General features: G+C 38.6%; 22 protein-coding genes. 7 read left to right on the top strand and 15 right to left on the bottom strand.

The genetic code is table 11. The features are described from left to right. Positions 1-18: 18 nt before the first annotated feature. The 5 genes from glnD to HL290_RS06645 form a co-directional block, all read right to left on the bottom strand. Positions 19-2,682 carry a [protein-PII] uridylyltransferase gene (glnD, locus tag HL290_RS06665; RefSeq protein WP_198495977.1) on the bottom strand — a complete coding sequence of 888 codons (2,664 nt, stop codon included), beginning with the start codon at positions 2,680-2,682 and terminating at the stop codon, positions 19-21. Positions 2,683-2,709: 27 nt separating this feature from the next. Beyond that, positions 2,710-3,927, bottom strand: a complete 1,218-nt coding sequence (purT, locus tag HL290_RS06660) for a formate-dependent phosphoribosylglycinamide formyltransferase (RefSeq protein WP_080632523.1) — start codon at positions 3,925-3,927, stop codon at positions 2,710-2,712. 103 nt (positions 3,928-4,030) lie between these two features. Beyond that, on the bottom strand, positions 4,031-4,420 hold the full coding sequence (locus tag HL290_RS06655; RefSeq protein ID WP_005041253.1) for a tautomerase family protein: 390 nt from the start codon (positions 4,418-4,420) through the stop codon (positions 4,031-4,033). A gap of 123 nt (positions 4,421-4,543) precedes the next feature. Beyond that, complete coding sequence (gene ygaH, locus HL290_RS06650; protein ID WP_017390502.1) at positions 4,544-4,885, bottom strand: L-valine transporter subunit YgaH; 342 nt, start codon at positions 4,883-4,885, stop codon at positions 4,544-4,546. 1 nt (position 4,886) lies between these two features. Further along, on the bottom strand, positions 4,887-5,609 hold the full coding sequence (locus tag HL290_RS06645; RefSeq protein WP_198496399.1) for an AzlC family ABC transporter permease: 723 nt from the start codon (positions 5,607-5,609) through the stop codon (positions 4,887-4,889). Between the two features lie 121 nt (positions 5,610-5,730). Between HL290_RS06645 and HL290_RS06640 the strand changes: the two genes are divergently transcribed. Further along, positions 5,731-6,201 (top strand): hypothetical protein, encoded by a 471-nt coding sequence (locus HL290_RS06640; RefSeq protein ID WP_026056091.1) that lies wholly within the window; start codon positions 5,731-5,733, stop codon positions 6,199-6,201. A 72-nt stretch (positions 6,202-6,273) separates the two neighbouring features. Here HL290_RS06640 and HL290_RS06635 read toward each other — a convergent pair whose 3' ends face one another. Both HL290_RS06635 and HL290_RS06630 read right to left on the bottom strand, forming a co-directional pair. Then, positions 6,274-6,570 (bottom strand): hypothetical protein, encoded by a 297-nt coding sequence (locus HL290_RS06635; protein WP_003651320.1) that lies wholly within the window; start codon positions 6,568-6,570, stop codon positions 6,274-6,276. A 171-nt stretch (positions 6,571-6,741) separates the two neighbouring features. After that, complete coding sequence (locus HL290_RS06630; protein WP_198495976.1) at positions 6,742-7,446, bottom strand: Crp/Fnr family transcriptional regulator; 705 nt, start codon at positions 7,444-7,446, stop codon at positions 6,742-6,744. A gap of 96 nt (positions 7,447-7,542) precedes the next feature. Here HL290_RS06630 and HL290_RS06625 point away from each other — a divergent pair, with 96 nt between their 5' ends. Then, positions 7,543-8,070, top strand: coding sequence for a DUF962 domain-containing protein (locus HL290_RS06625; protein WP_127491517.1), 528 nt, complete (start codon positions 7,543-7,545; stop codon positions 8,068-8,070). Between the two features lie 47 nt (positions 8,071-8,117). Here HL290_RS06625 and ychF read toward each other — a convergent pair whose 3' ends face one another. The 8 genes from ychF to HL290_RS06585 form a co-directional block, all read right to left on the bottom strand. Beyond that, a complete protein-coding gene (ychF, locus tag HL290_RS06620; RefSeq protein ID WP_017390507.1) occupies positions 8,118-9,209 on the bottom strand; it encodes a redox-regulated ATPase YchF in 1,092 nt (363 codons plus the stop codon). 93 nt (positions 9,210-9,302) lie between these two features. Further along, positions 9,303-9,962, bottom strand: coding sequence for a methionine ABC transporter permease (locus HL290_RS06615; RefSeq protein WP_080026837.1), 660 nt, complete (start codon positions 9,960-9,962; stop codon positions 9,303-9,305). Then, entirely contained in the window at positions 9,943-11,019 is a 1,077-nt protein-coding gene (locus HL290_RS06610) for a methionine ABC transporter ATP-binding protein (RefSeq protein WP_198495975.1), read from the bottom strand. Before HL290_RS06610 ends, HL290_RS06615 begins: the two co-directional genes overlap by 20 nt. Before the next feature lie 5 nt (positions 11,020-11,024). Beyond that, positions 11,025-11,858, bottom strand: coding sequence for a MetQ/NlpA family ABC transporter substrate-binding protein (locus HL290_RS06605; RefSeq protein ID WP_198495974.1), 834 nt, complete (start codon positions 11,856-11,858; stop codon positions 11,025-11,027). Positions 11,859-11,871: 13 nt separating this feature from the next. Continuing rightward, on the bottom strand, positions 11,872-12,702 hold the full coding sequence (locus HL290_RS06600; protein ID WP_198495973.1) for a MetQ/NlpA family ABC transporter substrate-binding protein: 831 nt from the start codon (positions 12,700-12,702) through the stop codon (positions 11,872-11,874). A 14-nt stretch (positions 12,703-12,716) separates the two neighbouring features. Continuing rightward, a complete protein-coding gene (locus HL290_RS06595; RefSeq protein ID WP_198495972.1) occupies positions 12,717-14,129 on the bottom strand; it encodes an LLM class flavin-dependent oxidoreductase in 1,413 nt (470 codons plus the stop codon). Then, entirely contained in the window at positions 14,129-15,352 is a 1,224-nt protein-coding gene (locus tag HL290_RS06590) for an SfnB family sulfur acquisition oxidoreductase (RefSeq protein ID WP_198495971.1), read from the bottom strand. The genes HL290_RS06595 and HL290_RS06590 overlap by 1 nt, the downstream gene beginning before the upstream one ends. Before the next feature lie 12 nt (positions 15,353-15,364). Further along, positions 15,365-16,600 (bottom strand): SfnB family sulfur acquisition oxidoreductase, encoded by a 1,236-nt coding sequence (locus HL290_RS06585; protein ID WP_198495970.1) that lies wholly within the window; start codon positions 16,598-16,600, stop codon positions 15,365-15,367. A 344-nt stretch (positions 16,601-16,944) separates the two neighbouring features. Between HL290_RS06585 and HL290_RS06580 the strand changes: the two genes are divergently transcribed. The 5 genes from HL290_RS06580 (at position 16,945) to HL290_RS06560 (ending at position 21,511) form a co-directional block, all read left to right on the top strand. After that, positions 16,945-17,709, top strand: a complete 765-nt coding sequence (locus HL290_RS06580) for a glutathione S-transferase family protein (RefSeq protein WP_198495969.1) — start codon at positions 16,945-16,947, stop codon at positions 17,707-17,709. A gap of 536 nt (positions 17,710-18,245) precedes the next feature. Then, positions 18,246-19,139, top strand: coding sequence for an amino acid ABC transporter substrate-binding protein (locus tag HL290_RS06575; RefSeq protein ID WP_004642554.1), 894 nt, complete (start codon positions 18,246-18,248; stop codon positions 19,137-19,139). Positions 19,140-19,231: 92 nt separating this feature from the next. After that, positions 19,232-20,074 carry an amino acid ABC transporter permease gene (locus HL290_RS06570; RefSeq protein WP_004642555.1) on the top strand — a complete coding sequence of 281 codons (843 nt, stop codon included), beginning with the start codon at positions 19,232-19,234 and terminating at the stop codon, positions 20,072-20,074. 2 nt (positions 20,075-20,076) lie between these two features. Continuing rightward, positions 20,077-20,754, top strand: coding sequence for an amino acid ABC transporter permease (locus HL290_RS06565; protein ID WP_004642556.1), 678 nt, complete (start codon positions 20,077-20,079; stop codon positions 20,752-20,754). Between the two features lie 13 nt (positions 20,755-20,767). Then, positions 20,768-21,511, top strand: a complete 744-nt coding sequence (locus HL290_RS06560) for an amino acid ABC transporter ATP-binding protein (protein WP_042896581.1) — start codon at positions 20,768-20,770, stop codon at positions 21,509-21,511. The last annotated feature ends 31 nt before the right edge of the window (positions 21,512-21,542 follow it).

Raw genomic sequence — 21,542 nt, 5'->3', positions numbered from 1 at the left:
TTACCAATTAGTTGAGTTTCAGTGCTGACAAATTTGATTAGATGCTTCATCTAATGCAGCTTTAAGCTTTTCCGAGAAGAGTTTGACCTCTTCGTTATTTAACGGTTTTCCATCTTTTTTCGTGACAAAGAAAATATCTTCTGCACGTTCACCTAAAGTTGCAATTCTAGCTGAATGGATGTCTAAACCTTGCATCATAAATAAGCCACCTACGCGTGCAAGTAGGCCAGGGTGATCAAGTGTTGAAATTTCGACCATGTTTTGCTGTAACGCTTCATTCAATGTAACGTCGACTGTATTTTCAATATCAAAATGACGTAGTTGACGTGGAATTCGGCGTTGCATGAGTCCTGGATATTGGTCTGGCTGACTAAGCGCTTTTACTAATGCATTTTTAACTGTTTCTTCGCGTTCAGGGTCGGTCAGCAATGTACCAAAACGATCAAGTACAACATAGGTGTCCAAGCTAAATGCCGTACTTGCCGTAATAATTTTTGCATCTTGAACGTCTAAATTCATTTTGTCCAAAACTGCTACAGTGGTGGCAAAAAGGTTGGGTTGGTCACGTGTATATATAAAGATTTGCACTGCATCTTGGGCAGCTTTACGGTGAGCACGCAACAGTACTAATGGCTCTGGATTATCACCGTGTTTCAAAATTGCTTGAGTGTGCCATGCAATTTCATCTGCTGATTCTTTAATGAAGTATTCATCACCAAGTTCTTGCCATACTTTTTCGACGTCTGCTAATGAGAAGTTATTCACCAGTAATTCACTTGCTGCAAATTTGGTGTCTTCAATCAGCATTTGATAATCAACAGGACGACTTAAACCTGTACGAATTACATCACGGGCATGCGTATAAAGTTGACGCATAAGTGAAGCACGCCATGTGTTCCATAGTTTTGGATTTGTTGCATTAATATCGGCAACCGTTAAGGTGTATAGATAATCAAGATGTTCCATATCGCCAAGTTTTTCAGCAAAATCTTTAACAACATCCGGATCGGAAATATCCTTTTTCTGAGCGGTCAGTGACATGAGCAAATGGTTGTGGATGAGCCATGCAATTAGTTTGCATTCACGCTCTGTAAAACCGTGCGCACGTCCAAATTCGATTGCATCTTCTGCACCGAGTTCACTATGGTCTCCACCGCGGCCTTTAGCAATGTCATGAAATAATGCAGCGATAAATACAATATCTTGACGTGCGAGACGTTGGAAAACAGAGCTTACAACAGGGAACTCTTTAGCAAACTCAGGTTCTTTAAAACGGTTTAAGTTGCGTAGCAATAATAATGTGTGAGCATCGACCGTATAGATATGGAATAGGTCATATTGCATAAGACCCATAATTTGGCCAAATGCTGGAATATAGTTTCCTAAAACACCATAGCGCTTCATCGCAACCAAAGTATCGTATAGACGATAGGGTGAGCGAATAATCGACATAAATAGCGCTTGATGTTCAGGATTATCTCGATAATTTTGATTAATGCGTTTTGCAGCAAGAATAAGTAAGCGTAGAGTGCGAGCGCGGATCCCTTCAATATCTGGTCGATTAGCCAAAATATAGAATAATTCTAAAATAGCACTTGGGTGTTCTGCGAATATTTTGTGGTGCTGTACTGCAAGCTTGTTATCAACGATTTTAAAATGATTATTAACTTCTTCAATTTTACGTTCGTAATTTGGTAAGCGAGGAGTAATGACTGATTCGCTAAAATAGGCCAACAACATTTCATTGAGGGTAGAAACCTGTTGTGCGGTACGGTAGTAGCGTTTCATGAACTGCTCAACACCGTAATTTACAGGTTGACCTTCTTGACGGACATAACCAAATTGAGCTGCAATTTCTCTTTGATGATCGAACAAAAGACGGTTTTCATCACGTTTCGCTAAGCGGTGTAAGTGGTGGCGAATTTCCCAAAGAAAACTTTCAGCTTCTTCTAAAACTGTTAATTCAAACTCTGAAATAAAACCTAAATGTACTAAGTCATAAATGCGGTTTACGCGGAAATGACGCTTGGCAATCCAGCCAATCTGGTTAATGTCACGAATGCCACCCGGTGCATTTTTAATATCGGGTTCTAAATTGCTTTCAGTATTGTTGTGTTGGTGGTAACGCTTAGCTTGTTCAGCCATTTTTGCATCAAAAAATGTTTTGTCTGTCCACGTTTGCGAAACAATACGACGCGGCCATTTTGCAAGTTGACTATTACCCGTAATTAAACGAGCTTCAATTAAAGTCGTTGCAACGGTTAGATCTGTCGCAGCTTGTTCAACACAGCTTTGGATGGTACGAACGCTAATTCCGGGTTTAAAATTACCAACATCCCATAAAGAGGAAATAAATGTAGAAATACGCTTTTCGTTTTCTTCGTTAATTTCATGTTCTGACAAAATCATGATATCAACGTCGGAATAGGGCAACATTTCACGGCGCCCATAACCACCTACAGCAAAAAGACCTAATCCTGTCTGGTCGAGTTCGGCATGTTTCCATAAAAAGATCAGTGCTTCATCAACTAGGTCTGAGCGCGCTTTAATGACTTCTCGAATCGATTGCCCATTTTCATATGAATCCTGCAATTGCTTTTCTACATCCGTTCGCCATTGATTAATGGCTTTAATATCATGATGGCTTGTAACGTAGTTCAGCAATGGCGATGTATTGATCATGAAAATGGGTCTACCAATAAGTAAATATTAAGAGTTGGTTTTTACGCTTACTTGATCAGCGGTTTCTTTCGCTAAAGTACGAGCAAGATCAGTATTTTCTGCACGAGCAGTTGCTACACCCATACGACGTCGTTTGAAACCTTCTGGTTTACCAAACAGGCGTAGGTCAGTATTTGGGTTGGCTAACGCCGTATTTAATCCACTGTAGCTTAAGTTGTTGGCATCCACTCCTGCATAAATAACTGCACTAGCGGCAACACTATGGCGAGCTGTGTTCACTGGTAATCCTAAAATTGCACGAGCATGCAGTTCAAATTCGCTTTGAAATTGCGATGCTAGAGTTACTAGACCTGTATCATGTGGGCGAGGTGATACTTCACTGAACCAGACTTTATCGCCTTTAATAAACAGTTCTACACCAAAAATACCACAGCCACCCAGTGCTGTTGTCACTTTATTTGCAATACGTTTTGCTTCTTCAAGTGCAGCAGGTGTCATTGGTTGAGGCTGCCAGCTTTCTACATAATCACCAGCATCTTGGCGGTGACCAATTGGGTCGCAGTAGTGAGTTTCGATTTCACCAGTTTCAGGATTTTTTGCACGAACGGTAAGTAATGTAATTTCAAAATCAAAATCAATTTGAGATTCAATGATGACCGTACCTTGGTTAACACGACCACCTTGCATCGCATATTCCCAAGCAGCATCGACTTCATCGAAGCTTTTTACACGAGATTGGCCTTTACCTGAAGATGACATCACTGGTTTTACAAAATTTGGATAACCAATATCATCAGAAGCGGCGCGGAAGCTTTCTAGTGAGTCAGCAAAGCGATAAGCAGAGGTAGGTAAACCAAGTTCTTCAGCAGCAAGACGACGAATACCTTCACGGTTCATTGTAAGGTTTACAGCTTTAGCAGAAGGAATAACAGTTGCAGTTTGGCTCGCTTCAATTTCAACGAGAACTTCTGTAGCGATAGCTTCAATTTCTGGAACAATTAAATTCGGTTTAATTTTTTCGATAAGTTGTTTTAATTGAGTAGGATCAGCCATATTTAACACATAAGAAAAATGTGCAACTTGCATGGCTGGCGCATGATCATAACGGTCGGCTGCATGTACTTCTACACCAAGACGTTGTAAGGAAATTACAACTTCTTTGCCAAGCTCTCCTGAACCTAACAATAAAACTTTAAATGCAGAAGATTGAAGTGGGGTACCGAGTGTCACGCTCATGCGAATCATCCTGACAAAATTATTTTTTTAAGCATAGCAGAACTTATGGTGGAGTTAAGCCTTATAACGCATAAAAAATGAATTTTGTCGGACAATTAAGAATGTACTTTATTTAGACATTAACTTGATAGTTTAAAAGTAGCTCATCTGCATTTTTACCGCGAATACCCCAATTTTCTTTAGGTGTTTCAAAAATCGTAATTTCGATATCTTGAGGTGCTATTTTGCATTGTTCTTCAATATTGCGAAATAATGTTTGGATAAGTCTCTTTTTCGTTTCTGTACTACGACCTATAAACATTGAAAGCTCAATGATGATGTAGTGTTGGCTACGGTCAGAAGGATAAATAAAGTTTCCTGGTTTAAGGCTAATAAAACGTTGAAATCTTTTCTCAACCGGATATTTCAATTCTTCAATGAGTGCTTGATGTATGGCATGAGAAAGTAATTCTCGATATTGCATAATCGTTTGTTCATTTGCGTAAATTTTAACTTGTGACATTTTTATCTCTAATGGGTAGATGAAGTTATCTTTTTAATCAATTCAAAAAATTAGTTTTTACGCCAGAAGTTTAAAGACCTCTGGCTGTGATTTATTTTATATAAGGAAAATGAGTTTATCTATTTATAAAGGTAAATAAGTATAGATCAGGCCATAAACAATTGCGGCAGTTAAAGTTGCTGGAACAATTTTCTTAAATTTAAAATAAAGGCCTGCTAAAACCAGAAAACCGATAAGCATGGCGAAACTCTTATCTGGATTTTCAAGAAGTGGTGGAAGAGTGGCAACAACAAGCATGGCGCTAATTGCAGATATACCAATACAGCCCAAAGCAATTTTTAACCAGACTGAACCGCGTCTTTGCTGTGTACCTTGCAGCTTTTGTATAACAAAGAATGGTCCAAAACGTGAGGCGAAATTAGCAATACCCACAATTATGCCGACCAGAATAATCTCTAGGTTCATTTTAAACTTCGACCTCTTCTTGTTGTCTTAAAACATAATGTTTAAACAGGCCTGCTAAAATGCCTGAAAGAATACCAATAAAAATGGCAGCAGATAAGTTAATCCAATAGCAGGCTAAAGCTGAAACGACTAAAGATACAGCAACTACAAGGCTATGCTTTCGCTCAAATGCGGCTAACAAAAAACTCAAAAATAAAGCTGGAAGTAAAAAGTCTAATGCTGCTTGTAAAAATTTTGGAAGATGAGTGACCTGATCTGCAAATAATCCGCCCAGTAAAGAGCCAGTTGCCCAAGCCATCCAACTAAATAGGCTAAGTCCTAACATCCAAGACTCTGACCATTGCTGACGACGTTGTGAAAGTTGGATCATGCCACTTGCAAAAACTTCATCGGTTAAGCCCCATGCCCAAACCGCCGTTTTTTTAAGATTTAACTTGTTGGGAATAAGGTTATATAGCGCTGGTCCATAAAGCACATGACGAATATCTAGTGCAATGACTGTTAATGCAGTTAACCAGATAGATGAACCACTAGCCAAAAGTGCGACAACCAAGAACTGACTGGCTCCAGCATACATTGAGCAAGATAGGAAAAAAGCTTCCCATGGTGTAAAACCAAACTGAGATGCAGAAACACCGAAGGCAAAAGAAACGGGTAAATAGGTGAGTACGATAGCTTGACTATCTTTGGCACCTTGCCAAAAAGTTGCCGTTTGATTAGCCATCAATTGTTGTTTGGACACAATGCACCTTGGCAATAAACCAAATGATAAAAATACTTGAAAGATTGAGTATTGTAGCCGAATTTAATAGCATAGTGCCGAAATGTTTAATCGGCAGTTTGATATGTTCAACGCAAAGATTCGTTTAGTTTATATCGCCATGTTGAGTGCAGGTATTTTTACATTGCAGGGCTGTGACAATGGTAATCAGGGTGCAGAAAAAAAAGTAGAAATTAAACCAGCACCGAAACTAACCAATGATGCAACTGTTTATGCTCAAAAAGCATGGACATTAATTAATACGGTTGAGCATTTGGTTTATGAAAAGCAACTGAGTCAAATCGATGACAAAGTTCGTAAACCTTTACGTCAATTGAGTACGGACTGGCGTATCAATGTGAAAATGACTGACTCAGTGACAGAAGGGAAATACGCGCTTTGTCGTAAAGCTCTCACTAGTCTAGATGTGTGGGCTCGTGAAACGCTTGAAAATAATGATTCGGTTGCTAAGAAGCAGGCAGATTATGAGCGAGATAAAGCTCAATGTAAGGATGCAATTGAGAAGCCAAGTCTTGGAAATACTTCTCCAAAATAAAGCAGACAAATATAAAAAGCGAGATGATCAATCTCGCTTTTTTGCTTTTAAACGATAATGAGTAAATGTTAATTAAGGTTTTGTTGCTGGTTTCATTGCGTCATGTTTCATTTGATTTGCATCATGCTGAGCATGCATAGATTTCGTCATGGCTTCATGCTTTTGTTCAGTCATATCTTTTTTAACATCTTGTTTTGCTTTTGCTACTTCTTTTTTAGCAGTTGCTTTGCCGTGTGCAGCAACACATTTTCCGCCTTTATGATTTGGTCCTGTACCGCCTTGTAATTGAGTTCCTTTTGGACATGCAAATGCCGAAACACTTAGCATAGCCAATACGCCTGCTGTAAGAATTGTTGATAATTTTTTCATGTTAATCAGCGCCTTGTTGAGTATTATTGCTCAGCATGAGTGTAAAATGAAAATATCTGCTTTAAAACATTTATTTTGTGAAATAGAGTTTGAACAATGTTTTGTTTTGCAGCGTTATCTAATTTTTTAATTTAATTTTAAGTTTTTGTTATATAGCTGCCTTAGCAAGAATCACGAATGGGCATGAGCAATTACTTTCAATTTTTCAATATCTAAAATCTCAATTTTTTTAAAAGCAATTTTGATGATCTTTTGTTTTTCGAGCAGGCTTAGTTCATGATTGATGGTCTGTCTAGATGTCGTTAGCATATTTGCCAATTGTTCTTGAGAAATATGAATGTGATGATCTTGAATGAGAATATGATTACCATAACCCTCTAAAATAAATAGAAGACGCTGAACAAGCCTTTGAGAAATACTGCGTGTTTGTATAGCTATCTGTTCTAAGAAGACATACCTGAGTTTTTGACTGGTTAAACGTGCAAAATAGTACCAGTAATAGGGGTTTTCTTTGAGTAGCTCATTTAAGGGCTTCGCAGGAATATGCAGAACCGTACTTTTTTTCAAAGCAATCGCATCGTGCGAGCGCGGTTCATGGTCAATGAGGGATATTTCACCAAACCACATAATTGGTTCAGCAATTGCAGAAAGTGCTTCATTACCATTTACATCGACATAACCTAAGCTAATTGAGCCTTCAAGCACGGTATAAATGCCATCAAACACATCTTGGGTACGGAAAACATAACTATTTTTTTCAAAAGTTCTTTGCTTACCATGTTCTAGAATAAAGTTTTGGAATGCTTCTGGAAGCACACTAAACCATGTATTTTCTTTTAGTCGGTTAATATAAATAAGGTCCAATATTGGGGCCATCCATGAAAAAAATCATTACTTTGTCAAATAGCTGACAACTTTAAGTTTTCCTTATTTGTACAGTATGACTATAGATAGATGAATAGGGAACAACTCATGTCGAATCTGGAGCAACAGCTTAGCAAATATGCGGCTTACCACTTAAATCATAAAAATATTTTGACGCATTTTATTGGTATTCCACTCATCGTGTTTTCAATTTTATGTTTAACAGCAAGAGCTGGGATAGATATTAGTGATTTTAAACTGACTTTAGCCATGGTGTTGATTGCAGCTAGTACGATTTATTATTTTATTTTAGATAAAGTATTTGGTTTACTCATGCTGATTCTTTTAGTCGCTGTCTATCCACTGGCGAGCCAAATTGCTCAATTATCTTGGGGAGAATGGTTAGCAGCAAGTATTGGCTTCTTTGTGGTGGGGTGGGTCTTTCAGTTTGTTGGGCATTATTTCGAAAAGAAAAAACCAGCTTTTGTGGATGATGTAATAGGACTTGCGATTGGGCCGTTATTTGTATTGGCAGAATTTATATTTATGCTGGGTTTTAGAAAACCATTGCATGAGCGAATTTTGAAAGAAGCACGTAGTAAACGAGAGATGATGGATCTGAACCATTCCTTATAAATATAAAAAAAGCCCCAATATGTTGGGGCTTTTTCTTAAGCTTTAACTTAAACGTTAAAACGGAAGTGCATTACATCGCCATCTTGAACAATGTAAGTTTTACCTTCTAAACGCCATTTACCAGCTTCTTTAGCGCCGTTTTCACCGTTATATTGTACGAAGTCATCATATGCAACAACTTCAGCACGGATAAAGCCTTTTTCAAAGTCAGTATGAATAACACCAGCTGCTTGAGGAGCGGTTGCACCAACTTTTACTGTCCATGCACGTACTTCTTGTACACCAGCAGTGAAATAAGTTTGTAAACCTAAAAGTGCATAACCTGCACGAATAACCACATTTAAGCCTGGTTCTTCCATGCCCATTGCTTCTAGGAACTCAGCACGATCTTCATCTTCTAATAATGAAATTTCAGCTTCGATCTGGTTGCAAAGAGGAACAACAATTGCATTTTCTTCCGCAGCAAGTTTTTTTACTGCATCTAAATGTGGGTTATTTTCAAAACCATCTTCAGCAACGTTGGCAATATACATCGTTGGTTTTAAAGTCATTAAACCAAAACCACGAACTAATTTACGTTCGTCATCAGACAAATCAGCAGCGCGTGCTGGTTTACCTTCGTCTAGTAATGGTTGGATTTTTTCTAAAACAGCTTTAGTTGCAACAGCTTCTTTGTCACCGCCTTTAGCAACTTTAGTTAAGCGTAAAATTGCTTTAGCAACAGTTTCAAGGTCTGCAAGTGCAAGTTCAGTATTGATGGTTGCGATGTCGTCTAATGGATCGATTTTACCATTTACGTGAATCACGTTTTCATCTTCGAAACAACGTACAACATGAGCAATTGCATCAGTTTCACGAATGTTAGCAAGGAACTGGTTACCCAAGCCTTCACCTTTTGATGCACCAGCAACAAGACCTGCAATATCTACAAATTCCATTGTAGTTGGCAAAATACGTTGCGGTTTAACAATCGCAGCAAGTTTGTCTAAACGTGGATCTGGTACAGGAACAATACCTGTGTTTGGCTCAATGGTACAGAAAGGGAAGTTTTCCGCTGCAATTGCTGCTTTCGTTAATGCATTGAAAAGGGTAGATTTCCCTACGTTTGGCAGACCAACAATACCGCAATTAAAACCCATGAAAACCACTCACAAATGTGTAAATTAAAAATTGTCGCTGATTTTACATGAAAGCCATGACAAAGTCATGGCTAGAGCAGGGTTCTCTTGCGTTTAAACTTTACGTTTATCAAGTTGCTGGGCTAATGCATCACCAGTCGCTTGCACTAACATGACTAAAACAATCAACACTAAAATTACAGCGACCATAATTTGCATATCAAAACGTTGATAGCCATAACGATAAGCGATGTCTCCTAAGCCACCAGCACCAATAGCACCAGCAATAGCAGAGGAGTTGATCATGGTAACAATAGTCACGGTAAAGCCTGCCACAATACCTGGTAAAGCCTCCGGTAAAAGCACATGCCAAATAATTTGTTTACGGTTACAACCCATTGCTTGTGCTGCTTCAATTAAGCCTTGATCGACTTCGCGTAAGCTGACTTCTGCAATACGCGCAAAGAAAGGAATTGCTGCAATAGTTAAGGGAACAACGGCTGCCCAAACGCCATAACTCGTACCCACAATCCAGCGAGTAAGCGGAATCAGGGCAACCATTAAAATAAGAAAAGGTACAGAACGAGTAATGTTGATTACCCAGCCCAAAGCCTGATTAATCTTTTGTGATGGGTGAATGCCATGCTCAGAAGTACTTACTAGAACTACAGCAATCGGTAAGCCAATTAAAAAAGCAATAAACGCAGATGCACCCACCATCAGTAAGGTATCTACAGTTCCACTAATTAATAGATCAATGAGCTGGTCGGGCATAGCCAAGTACCTCAAATTGTGCAATTGCTGTTAATGCGTCTTGTCGTATGGATGAAATATCAATTTCTACATTAGGAATACCCACTAAAAGTGAGCCAATAATGTGCCCTTGAATGGTGTCGACCTGACTTTGATATAAATTAACTGGCGCTTTAAACTTAGCAAGTAGCTCTTGAATATCAGGAACCTGATGAGCTTCAGACTCATATTTAAGTTTTATAATAATATGAGTCGAATTTTCATCCGGTAACGGACTGATCTTAAAAGGCAGGGTGATCTGTTCAAGATTCAGCAATTCTTGAGTAATTTGTTGCTCTGGTCGTGAAAACACGGACCAAACTTGTCCAGCCTCTACAATCTCACCTTGATCAATCACTACGACTTGATCGCAAATTTCTCGAATGACCTGCATTTCGTGAGTGATTAATACAATAGTTAAGCCAAGCTCCTGATTAATCTTTTTAAGTAAAGCCAAAATAGTGGCTGTACTTTCTGGATCAAGTGCTGAAGTCGCTTCATCACAAAGTAAAATTTCAGGGTGATGAACCAGTGCGCGTGCAATACCGACACGTTGCTTTTGCCCACCAGAAAGTTGTGACGGATAATAGCCAGACTTATCTGCCAATCCCACCAGTGCCAAAACTTCATTTACACGTTGGTCGATATCTGCTTTGTTGTAATTGGAAACTTTTAAGGGCAATGCCACATTTTCCCAAACTGTTTTTGCAGACATTAAATTGAAATGTTGAAAAATCATTCCAATCCGTTGACGGGTTTGGATGAGCTCGGCATGACTCAATTCAGCAATGTTTTGTTGATGAATATGAATACTGCCAGTATTCACTTGTTCTAAGCCATTTAAAGTGCGAAGTAAGGAAGATTTTCCTGCACCACTTTTACCAATAATGCCTAAGATTTTACCTTGAGGAACATCAAGGTTAATTTCTTTTAAAGCATGCAGTTTTTGACCCTGCGATTGGTAAAATTTATTTAAACTGCGAATTTTGATATGGGGTAGAGAAAAATCAACTTGTGATCCAAAACTCACCATCGTCATTCTCCTTATTTCCAGCCTTGAAACCACATACCTTTGCCAAAGTCTTTATCCAGAATGTATTGTGCTTGTTTTGAGTTCTGGAATGCTTTAACAAAGGTTGCAAGTTTTTGGTTTTTATCTTGGTAATCGCGACGGGTCACAAACAAAATTGCATATTTTTTATCGATTGGATCTAAAAATAATGCGCTATGCGGGTCGGTTACCTTTGCCATTTTTAAGTAGTGGGGGAAGCCGAAAATTAAATCGACATCGTTATATGCATGTGCAGTTTGAGGGCCTTCAACTTCAACAAAATTTAGCTGTTTAGGATTCGCAATGATGTCTTGGGTCGTTGAAAGTTCATTGTTACTGTCTTTTAGCTGAATTAAGCCAGCACGGTGTAACAGAATTAAAGCGCGAGCTAAATTGACAGGATCATTTGGAATAGCAACACGTGCTTTTAAAGGTAAATCATCAAGTGTTTTATATTTTTTTGAATATAAACCTACGTGACTTCCTGAACCCACGGCAAATGCATGTAAGTCATAACCAGTTTCTTTGACAGCATTACGTAGAAATACGCTTTGCTGGAAAAAGTTTGCATCAATATCGCCGTTTTGTACGGCAACATTCGGTGCTCGCCAGTCAGAAAATTCAACAAGCTTGACGTGAACACCTTGCTTTTCAACTTCATTGGCAACGCTTTGTAATAGCTCAGCATAAGGTGGGCTAATGCCAATCGTTAAAACATCATCGGTTTGCTTATTTTTAATATAGCGATAACCGATGAGACCCAGAATCACGATTAAAATCGTAATTCCGAGTAACCAAGGCTTATATTGTTTGAACTGAATAGCCATAATCTTTCCGTTATTACTTCCAGCCCGGGAACCAAAGTGTTGGCCCAATCTCAGCGTCTAAGACAGCTTTAACTTTTGGCGAGTTCTGATAAATCTCAACAAATTTCTTCAATTTGTCGCCCTTGTCCTGATAGTCATCACGTACTACAAATAAAATGGCATAACGTTTATTGGTATTGTCATCAAGTAAAAGTGCACTCTCAGGGTCAGCTGTTTTTGCTAAGCGTAAGTAATGTGGGTAGCCAAAAGCCAAGTCAACATCGTCAATTGCACGAGCAGTCTGTGGTCCTTCAACCTCGATGAATTGCAAGTTTTTAGGGTTTGAAACAACATCTTTGAGTGCAGATAAATGATTGTTTGAATCTTTAAGCGTAATTAATTTAGCTTGCTGTAACAGTAGTAGGGCACGACCTTGATTCACTGGATCATTTGGAATGACTACACGTGCATTTTGTGGCAAGTCATCAAGGCTTTTATATTTCTTTGAATAAAGTCCCACATGTGATGCTGCACCCACTGCAAATGCCTTTAATTTAAAGCCAGTTTCTTTAATTACATTGTCTAAGAACGGTTGATGCTGGAAAAAGTTCGCATCAATATCCCCATGATTTAAAGTAATGTTTGGTGTATTCCAGTCAGAAAATTCAACCAGTTTCACATTTAAACCCTGTAGCTTTGCTTCATCGGCAGCAGCTTGTAAAGTTTTTGCAAATGGTGGACTAATGCCAATTACAAGTTCATTTGAGCCACTTTGACGGTGTTTATTCCAAAAGAATAAAGCAACAAAAAGGACTACAACGACTAAGCCTACGCCTAGCCATTTTTTAGAGGCTGTTTGAGCCATGTCTATCTCCAAATTTAAGCAGTTATTTCTTCAATTTTTGTTAAGTTTTTGCTGTTGTTATAGGGACTACATCGGAACGCTTGAACAGGGTGCTGTTTCGGTAATTGATCACCCCGATTAAAGATTTTGTTCCGTAGTGAACCCGTTTTATATGCAGTTTTATAGCGACCACGTTGTTGCAGCTCAGGAATGACCAAGCGAATAAAGTCGTGGTGAGACTCAGGTGCAACAGTACGCGTCAAATTAAAGCCATCAATATCGGTTTCATCTAAAAGATGAATTAAATATTCAGCAACTTCTTCGCCACTACCGACAATGAGTGGATAACGACCACCCAAAACATGTTGAGCTTTTAAATCATTTTTAGTGATTTGCTGTTCTTTAAATTTTTCGGTAATCGAAACAATGCTGTTACTTTTTTGGTAAGGAATCGCTTCATCGTCGGCAAATTTACTTAAGTCGATACCAGTTGAACTTGCATAATGAGCTAAGCCTGCTTCAGGACTTGCGTACTGACGATATTCATTAAGTTTTTGTACAGCTAAATCATGTGTTTCAGCAACGACAACGGTTATGCCGACAAAGATTTTGATGTCATCACCTGCACGTCCTTGCTGTTCAGCAAGAGCGCGGATCTTTTTCACTTGTTCACGAATTTTTTCGGGCTTGTCGCCGCCAATAAATACACATTCGGCATGACGAGTCGCAAACTGCATACCTTTCGGTGAAGCACCAGCTTGAAATAATGTTGGGGTGCGTTGCACGGAAGGAGATACCTGAAATACACCTTCACTTTGGTAATATTTTCCGTGATGGTGGATGGTGTGAACTTTAGATGGGTCTGTAAAAACACGTTTTACTTTATCTTTTTTAACAGCATCGTTTTCCCATGAACCTTCCCAATATTTATAGCAAAGCTCTAAAAACTCCTCGGCCTGTTCATAACGTGCATCGTGGTCTTTTAAACCTTTTTGACCAATCAAGCGTTCAGCACTATCTAGATAACCAGTAACAATATTCCAGCCAATACGACCTTGAGTTAAGTGGTCAAGACTCGCAAAGCGACGAGCAAATTGATATGGATGCTCATAGCTCAGGTTCACAGTGACTCCAAAACTCAAGTTTTGAGTGACTGCTGCCATAGCAGAAATGAGTGTGGATGGGTCATGGCTCGGGAGCTGAATGGACTCTTTTAAAGTCAGATCAATACCATTTTGATAGACGTCATACACACCTGTAATATCGGCTATAAACAAGCCATCAAATAAACCACTTTCTAAGGTTTTAGCTTGTTCTGTCCAATAGCTCAGTTCATTAAAGCGGTGTGATTCATCACGTGGATGTGTCCATAAGCCATGATTAATATGCCCAACACAGTTCATATCAAAAGCATTGAGTAAAATTTCTTTCGCTTTAAAATCAGTCATCACAATGTCCCCCGACGAGGTGGTAGAACACCGTTAAGAACATAGTTCCCAATAAAGTAATATTTCCAGCGTGCAGCATCATGCAACGTATGCACGCGTGCATTGCGCCAGAAACGGTCTAAGCCTTCTTGTGCTTGACTACCACGGCTACCAGCAAGTTCAATTAACTTCGACGACGCTTTTAATGCGATATCGCTACTATGAGCACGTACTTTGGCAACATCAATTGAAGCTTTAGCAATCCTTTCAGGTGTGGTTTCAATTTTTGCGGCATCAATTGATTGAGCTGCTTGTTTTAATAAAACTTCACTTGCTCGTACATCTACTGCAATGCGTCCTAATTCATAAATCGTTAAAGGATCCTGGTTTGCCGTTGCAACTTGCGAATCAATCCATGGGCGAGCTTGATGTACTCTTTGTAAGCTTTCTTCAAAGGCTGCACGTGCAATGCCTACCTCAATCGATGCATGCATAATTTGGGCAAAAGGGCCCACTAAGGTCGGTTGTAAAAATGCGGTATCAAAAGGAATAACATCATCTGCATCGACAAAAACCTGATCGAATTTAACTGTGCCGCTACCTGTGGTTTTCTGTCCAAAGCCAGACCAGTCGTCCACAAGTTTTAATCCTTGCGAACCACTTTTTACAAACGCCAGATATTCTCGGCCTGCATCATCTAAAACTAAGGTTGGAATACGGTGAGCAAATAAGCTTCCTGTGCAGTAAAACTTTTCACCTTGAATGAGATAACCATTTTCGTGCGGACGGATATTGGTTTGTTTGTGAGTCGAAGTTTTTGTTTTAAATTCAGCGAGCGCATTACCAAAGCGAGTCCCATTTAACACTTCGCCATATAAGCGTTGTTTTTGAGCTTCTGTTCCCGTATTGCGTAAGACTTCTAAAGCATAGAAATGGTTTTGTGGAATTTGTCCGATTGAACCATCTGCGCCACTTAAAAGGGCAATTACTTTAGCTACAGTATGGCTTGAAACTTCGGCACCACCATATTGCTTTGGCACTGTAATTGCCCATAGCCCAGACTGGCTCAAAGCATCAATTTCGGTATACGGTAAAATTCGCTTGGTATCGCGTTCTACTGCGGTTTTTTTAAATTGCTCAGCAAATTGTTTAGCAATTTCCAAAGCTTCAGCATCATTTCGAATAATGTGTGCTTGGTTTGATGCCGATGTTTGTTTAGTTTGAACCGATTGATATGAAGTCATGACAATTTCTCCTTAAATCCAAGCATGGCGGGCAGGGAAATGACCATTCAGGTAATAATTGCCAATGGCATGTAATTTCCAACGAACAGGGTCATGTAACGTATGTACACGGGCATTTCGCCAATGTTGATCTAAATTGTGTTGGCTTAAACTTGAACGGCTACCGCCAAGTTCCAACAGTTTTTCAGAGATTTGTAGAGCGGCATCATTGGCATAGACTTTCGCTTCAGCAACCAAAATTGAAGCTTTCGCTACTTGTTCATCAGTCATATTTTCAAGTTGATCCAGTTCATCTAAATATTCAGCAGCTTCATCAAGCAATAAAATTGCAGCATCGAGCACAATATTTAACTTACCAACCTCTTGCAGGGTGTAATGCTCAAAGCTGGCTTTTTCAACATTTGCATCAATAATCGGGCGTGCTTTATGAATGGTCGATAAGGTATCTTCAAAAGCGGCTTCTGCAATTCCAACATCAATTGCAACTTGTAATAACTGCGAATAAGCACCGCGATAGGTTGGAGCTTGTGTTAATAAGCGTTCATCAAAAATAAGTTCAGGATTAACTTCAACATCATTTAATTTAACTGTACCGCTCGCAGTTGTACGTTGACCAAAGCCATTCCAGTCATTAATGACTTCAATGCCTTGAGTATCTCGGTTAACAATCACTAAAACGACATGGCCTTCAGGATGAACGGCCTTAATTGCAAGCCAATGCGCAAAACTTGTTCCAGTCGAATAAAATTTCTCACCGTTTAAAATATATTTGCCATTTTCAATGGTGAGCGTGGTTCTTAGTGTTTTTGAGTCATGTGTATTACGTTCTGGGCCACCGTTGGCAAGACGTTTTCCTGCTAATATTTCTGAAAAGATAAATTGTTTTTGTTGTTCTGTACCCAAGATTTCGATCAGGTTTAAAAGGCTAATCTGATTTTGTGGAATCTGACCAACGTTCGCATCACCTTTACTTAAAATACGGAAAACTTGTGCCAGTGTTTTATTGGAAACAAAAGCACCGCCGTATTTTTTTGCAATGCGAATTCCGCCTAAGCCTTTTTGACTAAAGCTTTCGATTTGCTCATGCGGTAATAAGCGTTGTTGATCACGTGTATTACGACCCTCTAAAGCATAATCCGCCACTTGGTAAGCGGCATTAATGGCTTGTTGATCATTTTGAATGACTTGGACGTACGCCGTCGTTTTAGATAGAGAATTAGACATAATGACACCTTGTATTGCTGTCATTACCTTACAAAAGAAATATTTTTCCACTAAACGAGGACTTATGCTCAGCTTATGAAATAAAGTGCAAAGCATTTTTTTTGATTTTTAATGGAAAAATAAAGATATTAAAAATTATTAAAAATCAATTGGTTGTTTTTTTTATGCAAAAAATTAATCATAAAATTAGTTTTAATATGAAAAAGAGCAATAAGTACGGTAAAAAAAGATATAAAAAAAATAGACTTAACTGTCAGCAAAAATGAGCACAATATCCATTGTTTTCACTAAAAATAGCTTCTAAAGTATCTACTTACCATCGACCATTTTTGTACAAATAGTCAAATAAAAATAAACGTGGAGATTTTATGCGGGTTTTGTATCAGTTCCCTTTGTCCCATTATTGTGAAAAAGCTCGCTGGTTGTTAGACCATAAAGAACTTGATTATGTGGCTCATAACTTGATTCCAGGGTTTCATCGTGCTTTCGCACAACTCAAAACAGGGCAAAATTTGCTGCCAATTTTGAAAGATGATCATCAATGGATTGCTGAATCAACCAAAATTGCACTTTATCTGGATGATACCTACCCAGAACATGTGCTTTTACGTCGTGATGAGCAACTTAGACAACAAACACTGAAAATTGATAGTTTGGCTGATGATCTTGGGATACATGTGCGCCGTTGGGCATTAGCACATAATTTAGCCCAAGGGGATCATGCTCTAGAAATTATGATGGGTGAACAAGGTTATTTACGTCAGTTTGAAAAAATATCAAAACCTTTTCTCAAAACACTCGTAAAGAAGAACTATAAGCTTGAAGAGGAGTTAGTGAGCCAGTCCAAAGAGAAAATGGACGAACTCATCAATGGACTAAACCACTATCTAATAGAAAATCAAGCGCGCTATATGGTGGGCGACCGATTAAGTCTTGCCGATATTTCTGTCTGTTCGATGCTTGCACCACTATTAGAGGTAAAAGGTACGCCATGGGAGCGTGAAGAGGCTGAAGAAGTTTCTGCAGAATGGAGCAACTATCAAAAATATTTACTTGATTTGCCTCTAGGCCAATATGTTTTAAGAATATATCAAACCGAAAGAAACGCGCGCGTAGATTGGCGAGGAATTTAAACTTTATAAAATGCCCTGATTTTCTCAGGGCATTTTTGTAATATTTCTAAGTTCACTCATTTATCTAAATATTACTATCAATTTTCTAAATGATTTTTATTAAACCATTTGCATATATTATTTTGATGCTTAAGTTGCTTTTTACAATGTGAATTTAATGTTTAGCTAAATCTCTAATAAGTTTAATTTTTATAATTTTCCAGAAAATATAATTTTTCTAAAAACAGTTTTTAGAAGAAGTTAAGCCTCTTTATTGTGCATGTGTTTACAATGTAATCAATAATTGCCACATTTAAGTGTAATTAGGTGAGCTTAATAATAGACAGAAGATTAAAATATAGATTAAAGTAGAAACATGTGAGCAGTTTTAAAGGTATTAATTCTGCAAAACAGATTGAATAAAATAAGTGAAGCAAATGGATGTGTCCTACTTGGAAAAGTTGGCGCGATAATTGCAATTTAATAATAAATCACTCTATTTCTCTATATGAATGATTCTATAGATAAATAGAGAGAATGATCATCAAGGAGTTCTTATGAAACGTTCTGCAACCTCTCTCATTATTTCAACATTTATGCTTTGTACGGTTGGTGCTACTTCTCAAATTCAGGCAGCAGATACATTAGCTAAAATTAAAAGCAGCGGAAAAATCGTCATTGGCCACCGAGAATCTTCTGACCCAATTTCATATGTTGTTGCAGGTAAACCAGTAGGTTATGCAGTCGATATCTGTAACCAGTTTGCAAATGACATTAAAAAAGAATTGAAAATGCCTGGGCTAAAAGTTGAGTACAAGGCAGTAACTTCATCAACTCGTATTCCTGAACTTTTAGCAGGCAATATCGATATGGAATGTGGTACGACCACAAACTCTAAGCAACGCCAAGAACAAGTTGGTTTCTCAACAAACTACTATGCGACTGAAGTACGTATGGCAGTTAAAGCGAACTCTGGCATTAAGAGTTTGGCAGATTTAAATGGCAAGGCTGTTGTAACAACTCAAGGTACAACATCTGATAAATACATCAAGATGAATGAAAAAGGCCAAGCTCTTAATATCCAAAACATCTATGGTAAAGATCACTCTGACTCTTTTGCAATGATGGCATCAGGTCGTGCTGCTGCATTTGTCATGGATGATAATATTTTAGCTGGCTTAGTTGCCAAGTCTTCTACACCTAAAGCTTTCGCAATTGTTGGTCCAGTACTTTCATCAGAGCCTTATGGCATTATGCTTGCTAAAGGTGATACAAAATTTAAAGCGATTGCTGACCGTACTGTAAATAATCTATGGAAAACTGGTCAAATGGACGCTTTATATAAGAAGTGGTTCTTATCGCCAATTCCACCAAAAAATACAAATTTGAACATGCCACAAAGTTCATCTTATAAAAAATTAAAAGCTCACCCAACAGATGCAGGGATCTAACAAGATCTTTTTGTCCTAAATTTACTTAAGCAAGTGAGACTCACTTGCTTAAGCGGTCTATTTTCCTAAAGATATTCATTTAAGGGGCAAACATGTCAGTCGGCTCGCTAAACTGGACTATATTCTGTGCGGAGTCTAATGAATATGGTGTCGATAAAGCCGCATGGGCAGAATCAGTCTGTAGAGTAATTGGTAGCTCAAGCTACAATGCTCATGCTGAAGCGCCCACATGGTTACAAATGTTAGGTTCAGGCGTCTTTACTATGGTTTGGACAGCTGTTATAGCCTTTCTTATCGCATTTTTATTAGGTTCTCTCCTAGGGGTAATTCGTACATTACCTAACAAACCTCTCGCATTTATTGGCAATTGTTACGTTGAAATTTTCCGTAATATTCCACTTATTGTGCAGCTATTCTTCTGGGCATTTGTTTTTCCGGAATTTTTGCCGGATAGCATAAGTGCAGGCAGTGGAGATGTTGTCGCTGGTGGATGGTGGAAAAATCTTTTAAATCAGCAACCTGCGGTTATTGGTGTTTTTGCATTAGGTCTCTACACAGCTGCGCGTGTATCTGAGCACATACGTGCTGGTATTAATACTGTTTCAACAGGACAAAAATTTGCTGCTTCCGCAGTAGGTTTTACCACTGCACAAAGCTATCGTTATGTCATTTTACCTGTTGCATATCGTACAGTGTGGCCCACGATTACTTCTGAAGCAATGAACGTTTTCAAAAACTCAGCTGTTTTATATGCTTTGAGCGTTTTGAACTTCTTCGCTTATACAAAAACCATGCGGGAAGAAACTTCTCAGGACATCATCATTCTTATTCTCTCTACACCTGTTTATTTGATCATTACTTATAGCATTAAATTTGTAATGGCATGGATTGAGAAACGAATGGCTGTACCTGGCTTAGGTTCGGGAGGGAAGTAATTATGGATTTTTCTTTATTACACAATCCTGACGTGATCGCGGCACTCAAAGAAGGTTTCGTTTTTACCCTTACCGTGACTGTATTGGCGATGCTGGGTGGTATCCTGATCGGAACCCCATTGGCAATGATGCGTTTATCAAGCAATGCCATCGCAAGTAATTTCGCAAAATTTTATGTCGATCTGTTTCGTGGTATTCCATTGATTCAGGTGATCTTTATTTTCTACTTTTTGTTGCCAAAAATATTTGAGTTTCAATCTGATACATATTGGGGACCGTTGTTTTCGAGTGTTGTGACTTTTGCTATTTTTGAGGCTGCATTTTTCTCGGAAATTGTACGTTCCGGAATTCAGTCTATTTCAAGAGGTCAGGTAAATGCAGGTTACGCGCTAGGTTTTACCTATGGTCAATCAATGCGCTATGTGGTTTTACCTCAAGCCTTTCGTAACATGCTCCCAGTATTGTTAACTCAAACAATTATTTTATTTCAGGATATCTCATTAGTGTATGTGATTAGTGCACCAGACTTTTTAGGTCGTGCAGATACATTGGCTAATACTTATGGTCCTGAAACGAAAGCAACATTCTATTTAATCGTCGCTGTAGTGTACTTCTGTAGCTCGTTTGTGCTATCGCAATTAGTCAAACGCTTACAGCAAAAAATTGCCATCATTCGCTAATTGGAGATTTTAAATGCCAATGATAGACATCCAACATATCTCTAAATGGTATGGTGATTTTCAGGTTTTAACAGATTGCACGACGAGTATTGAAAAAGGTGATGTCGTTGTTGTTTGCGGGCCGTCTGGTTCAGGAAAATCAACACTCATTAAAACAGTAAATGCGTTAGAACCATTTCAACAAGGCGACATTATTGTTGATGGCGTTTCTCTGAAAGATCCCAAAACGGATCTTGCTAAATTCCGTTCACGAGTGGGAATGGTCTTTCAGCACTTTGAACTTTTCCCACATATGACTGTCTTGGAAAATTTAACAATTGCTCAAGTCAAAGTGTTAAAGCGTTCAGTTGCTGATGCTCGTGCAAAAGGTCTGAAATATTTAGAGCGTGTAGGTTTGCTTGCGCATAAAGATAAGTTTCCGGGTCAATTGTCTGGTGGACAGCAGCAACGTGTAGCGATTGCACGTGGCTTGTCCATGGACCCAATCTGTATGTTGTTTGATGAACCAACTTCTGCACTTGACCCTGAAATGGTCGGTGAAGTACTTGAAGTGATGGTGCAACTTGCACATGAAGGTATGACCATGATGTGTGTTACACATGAAATGGGTTTTGCTAAAAGAGTATCTAACCGTTTAATTTTTATGGATGAAGGTAAGATTTTAGAAGACTGCCCAACGCATGAATTCTTTGATAACTTAGATGCTCGCCACGAACGTGCGAAGCTTTTCTTAGAAAAAATTCAAGCCATGCACTAATACCGGTAATAAAAAAGAGCCTTTTGAAAGG

This window comes from Acinetobacter sp. AC1-2 (assembly GCF_016124155.1).
GTDB classification, from domain to species: domain Bacteria; phylum Pseudomonadota; class Gammaproteobacteria; order Pseudomonadales; family Moraxellaceae; genus Acinetobacter; species Acinetobacter calcoaceticus.
The sequence above is the reverse complement of the archived record's forward strand: the minus strand, read 5'-3'. Positions and strand labels throughout refer to the sequence as shown.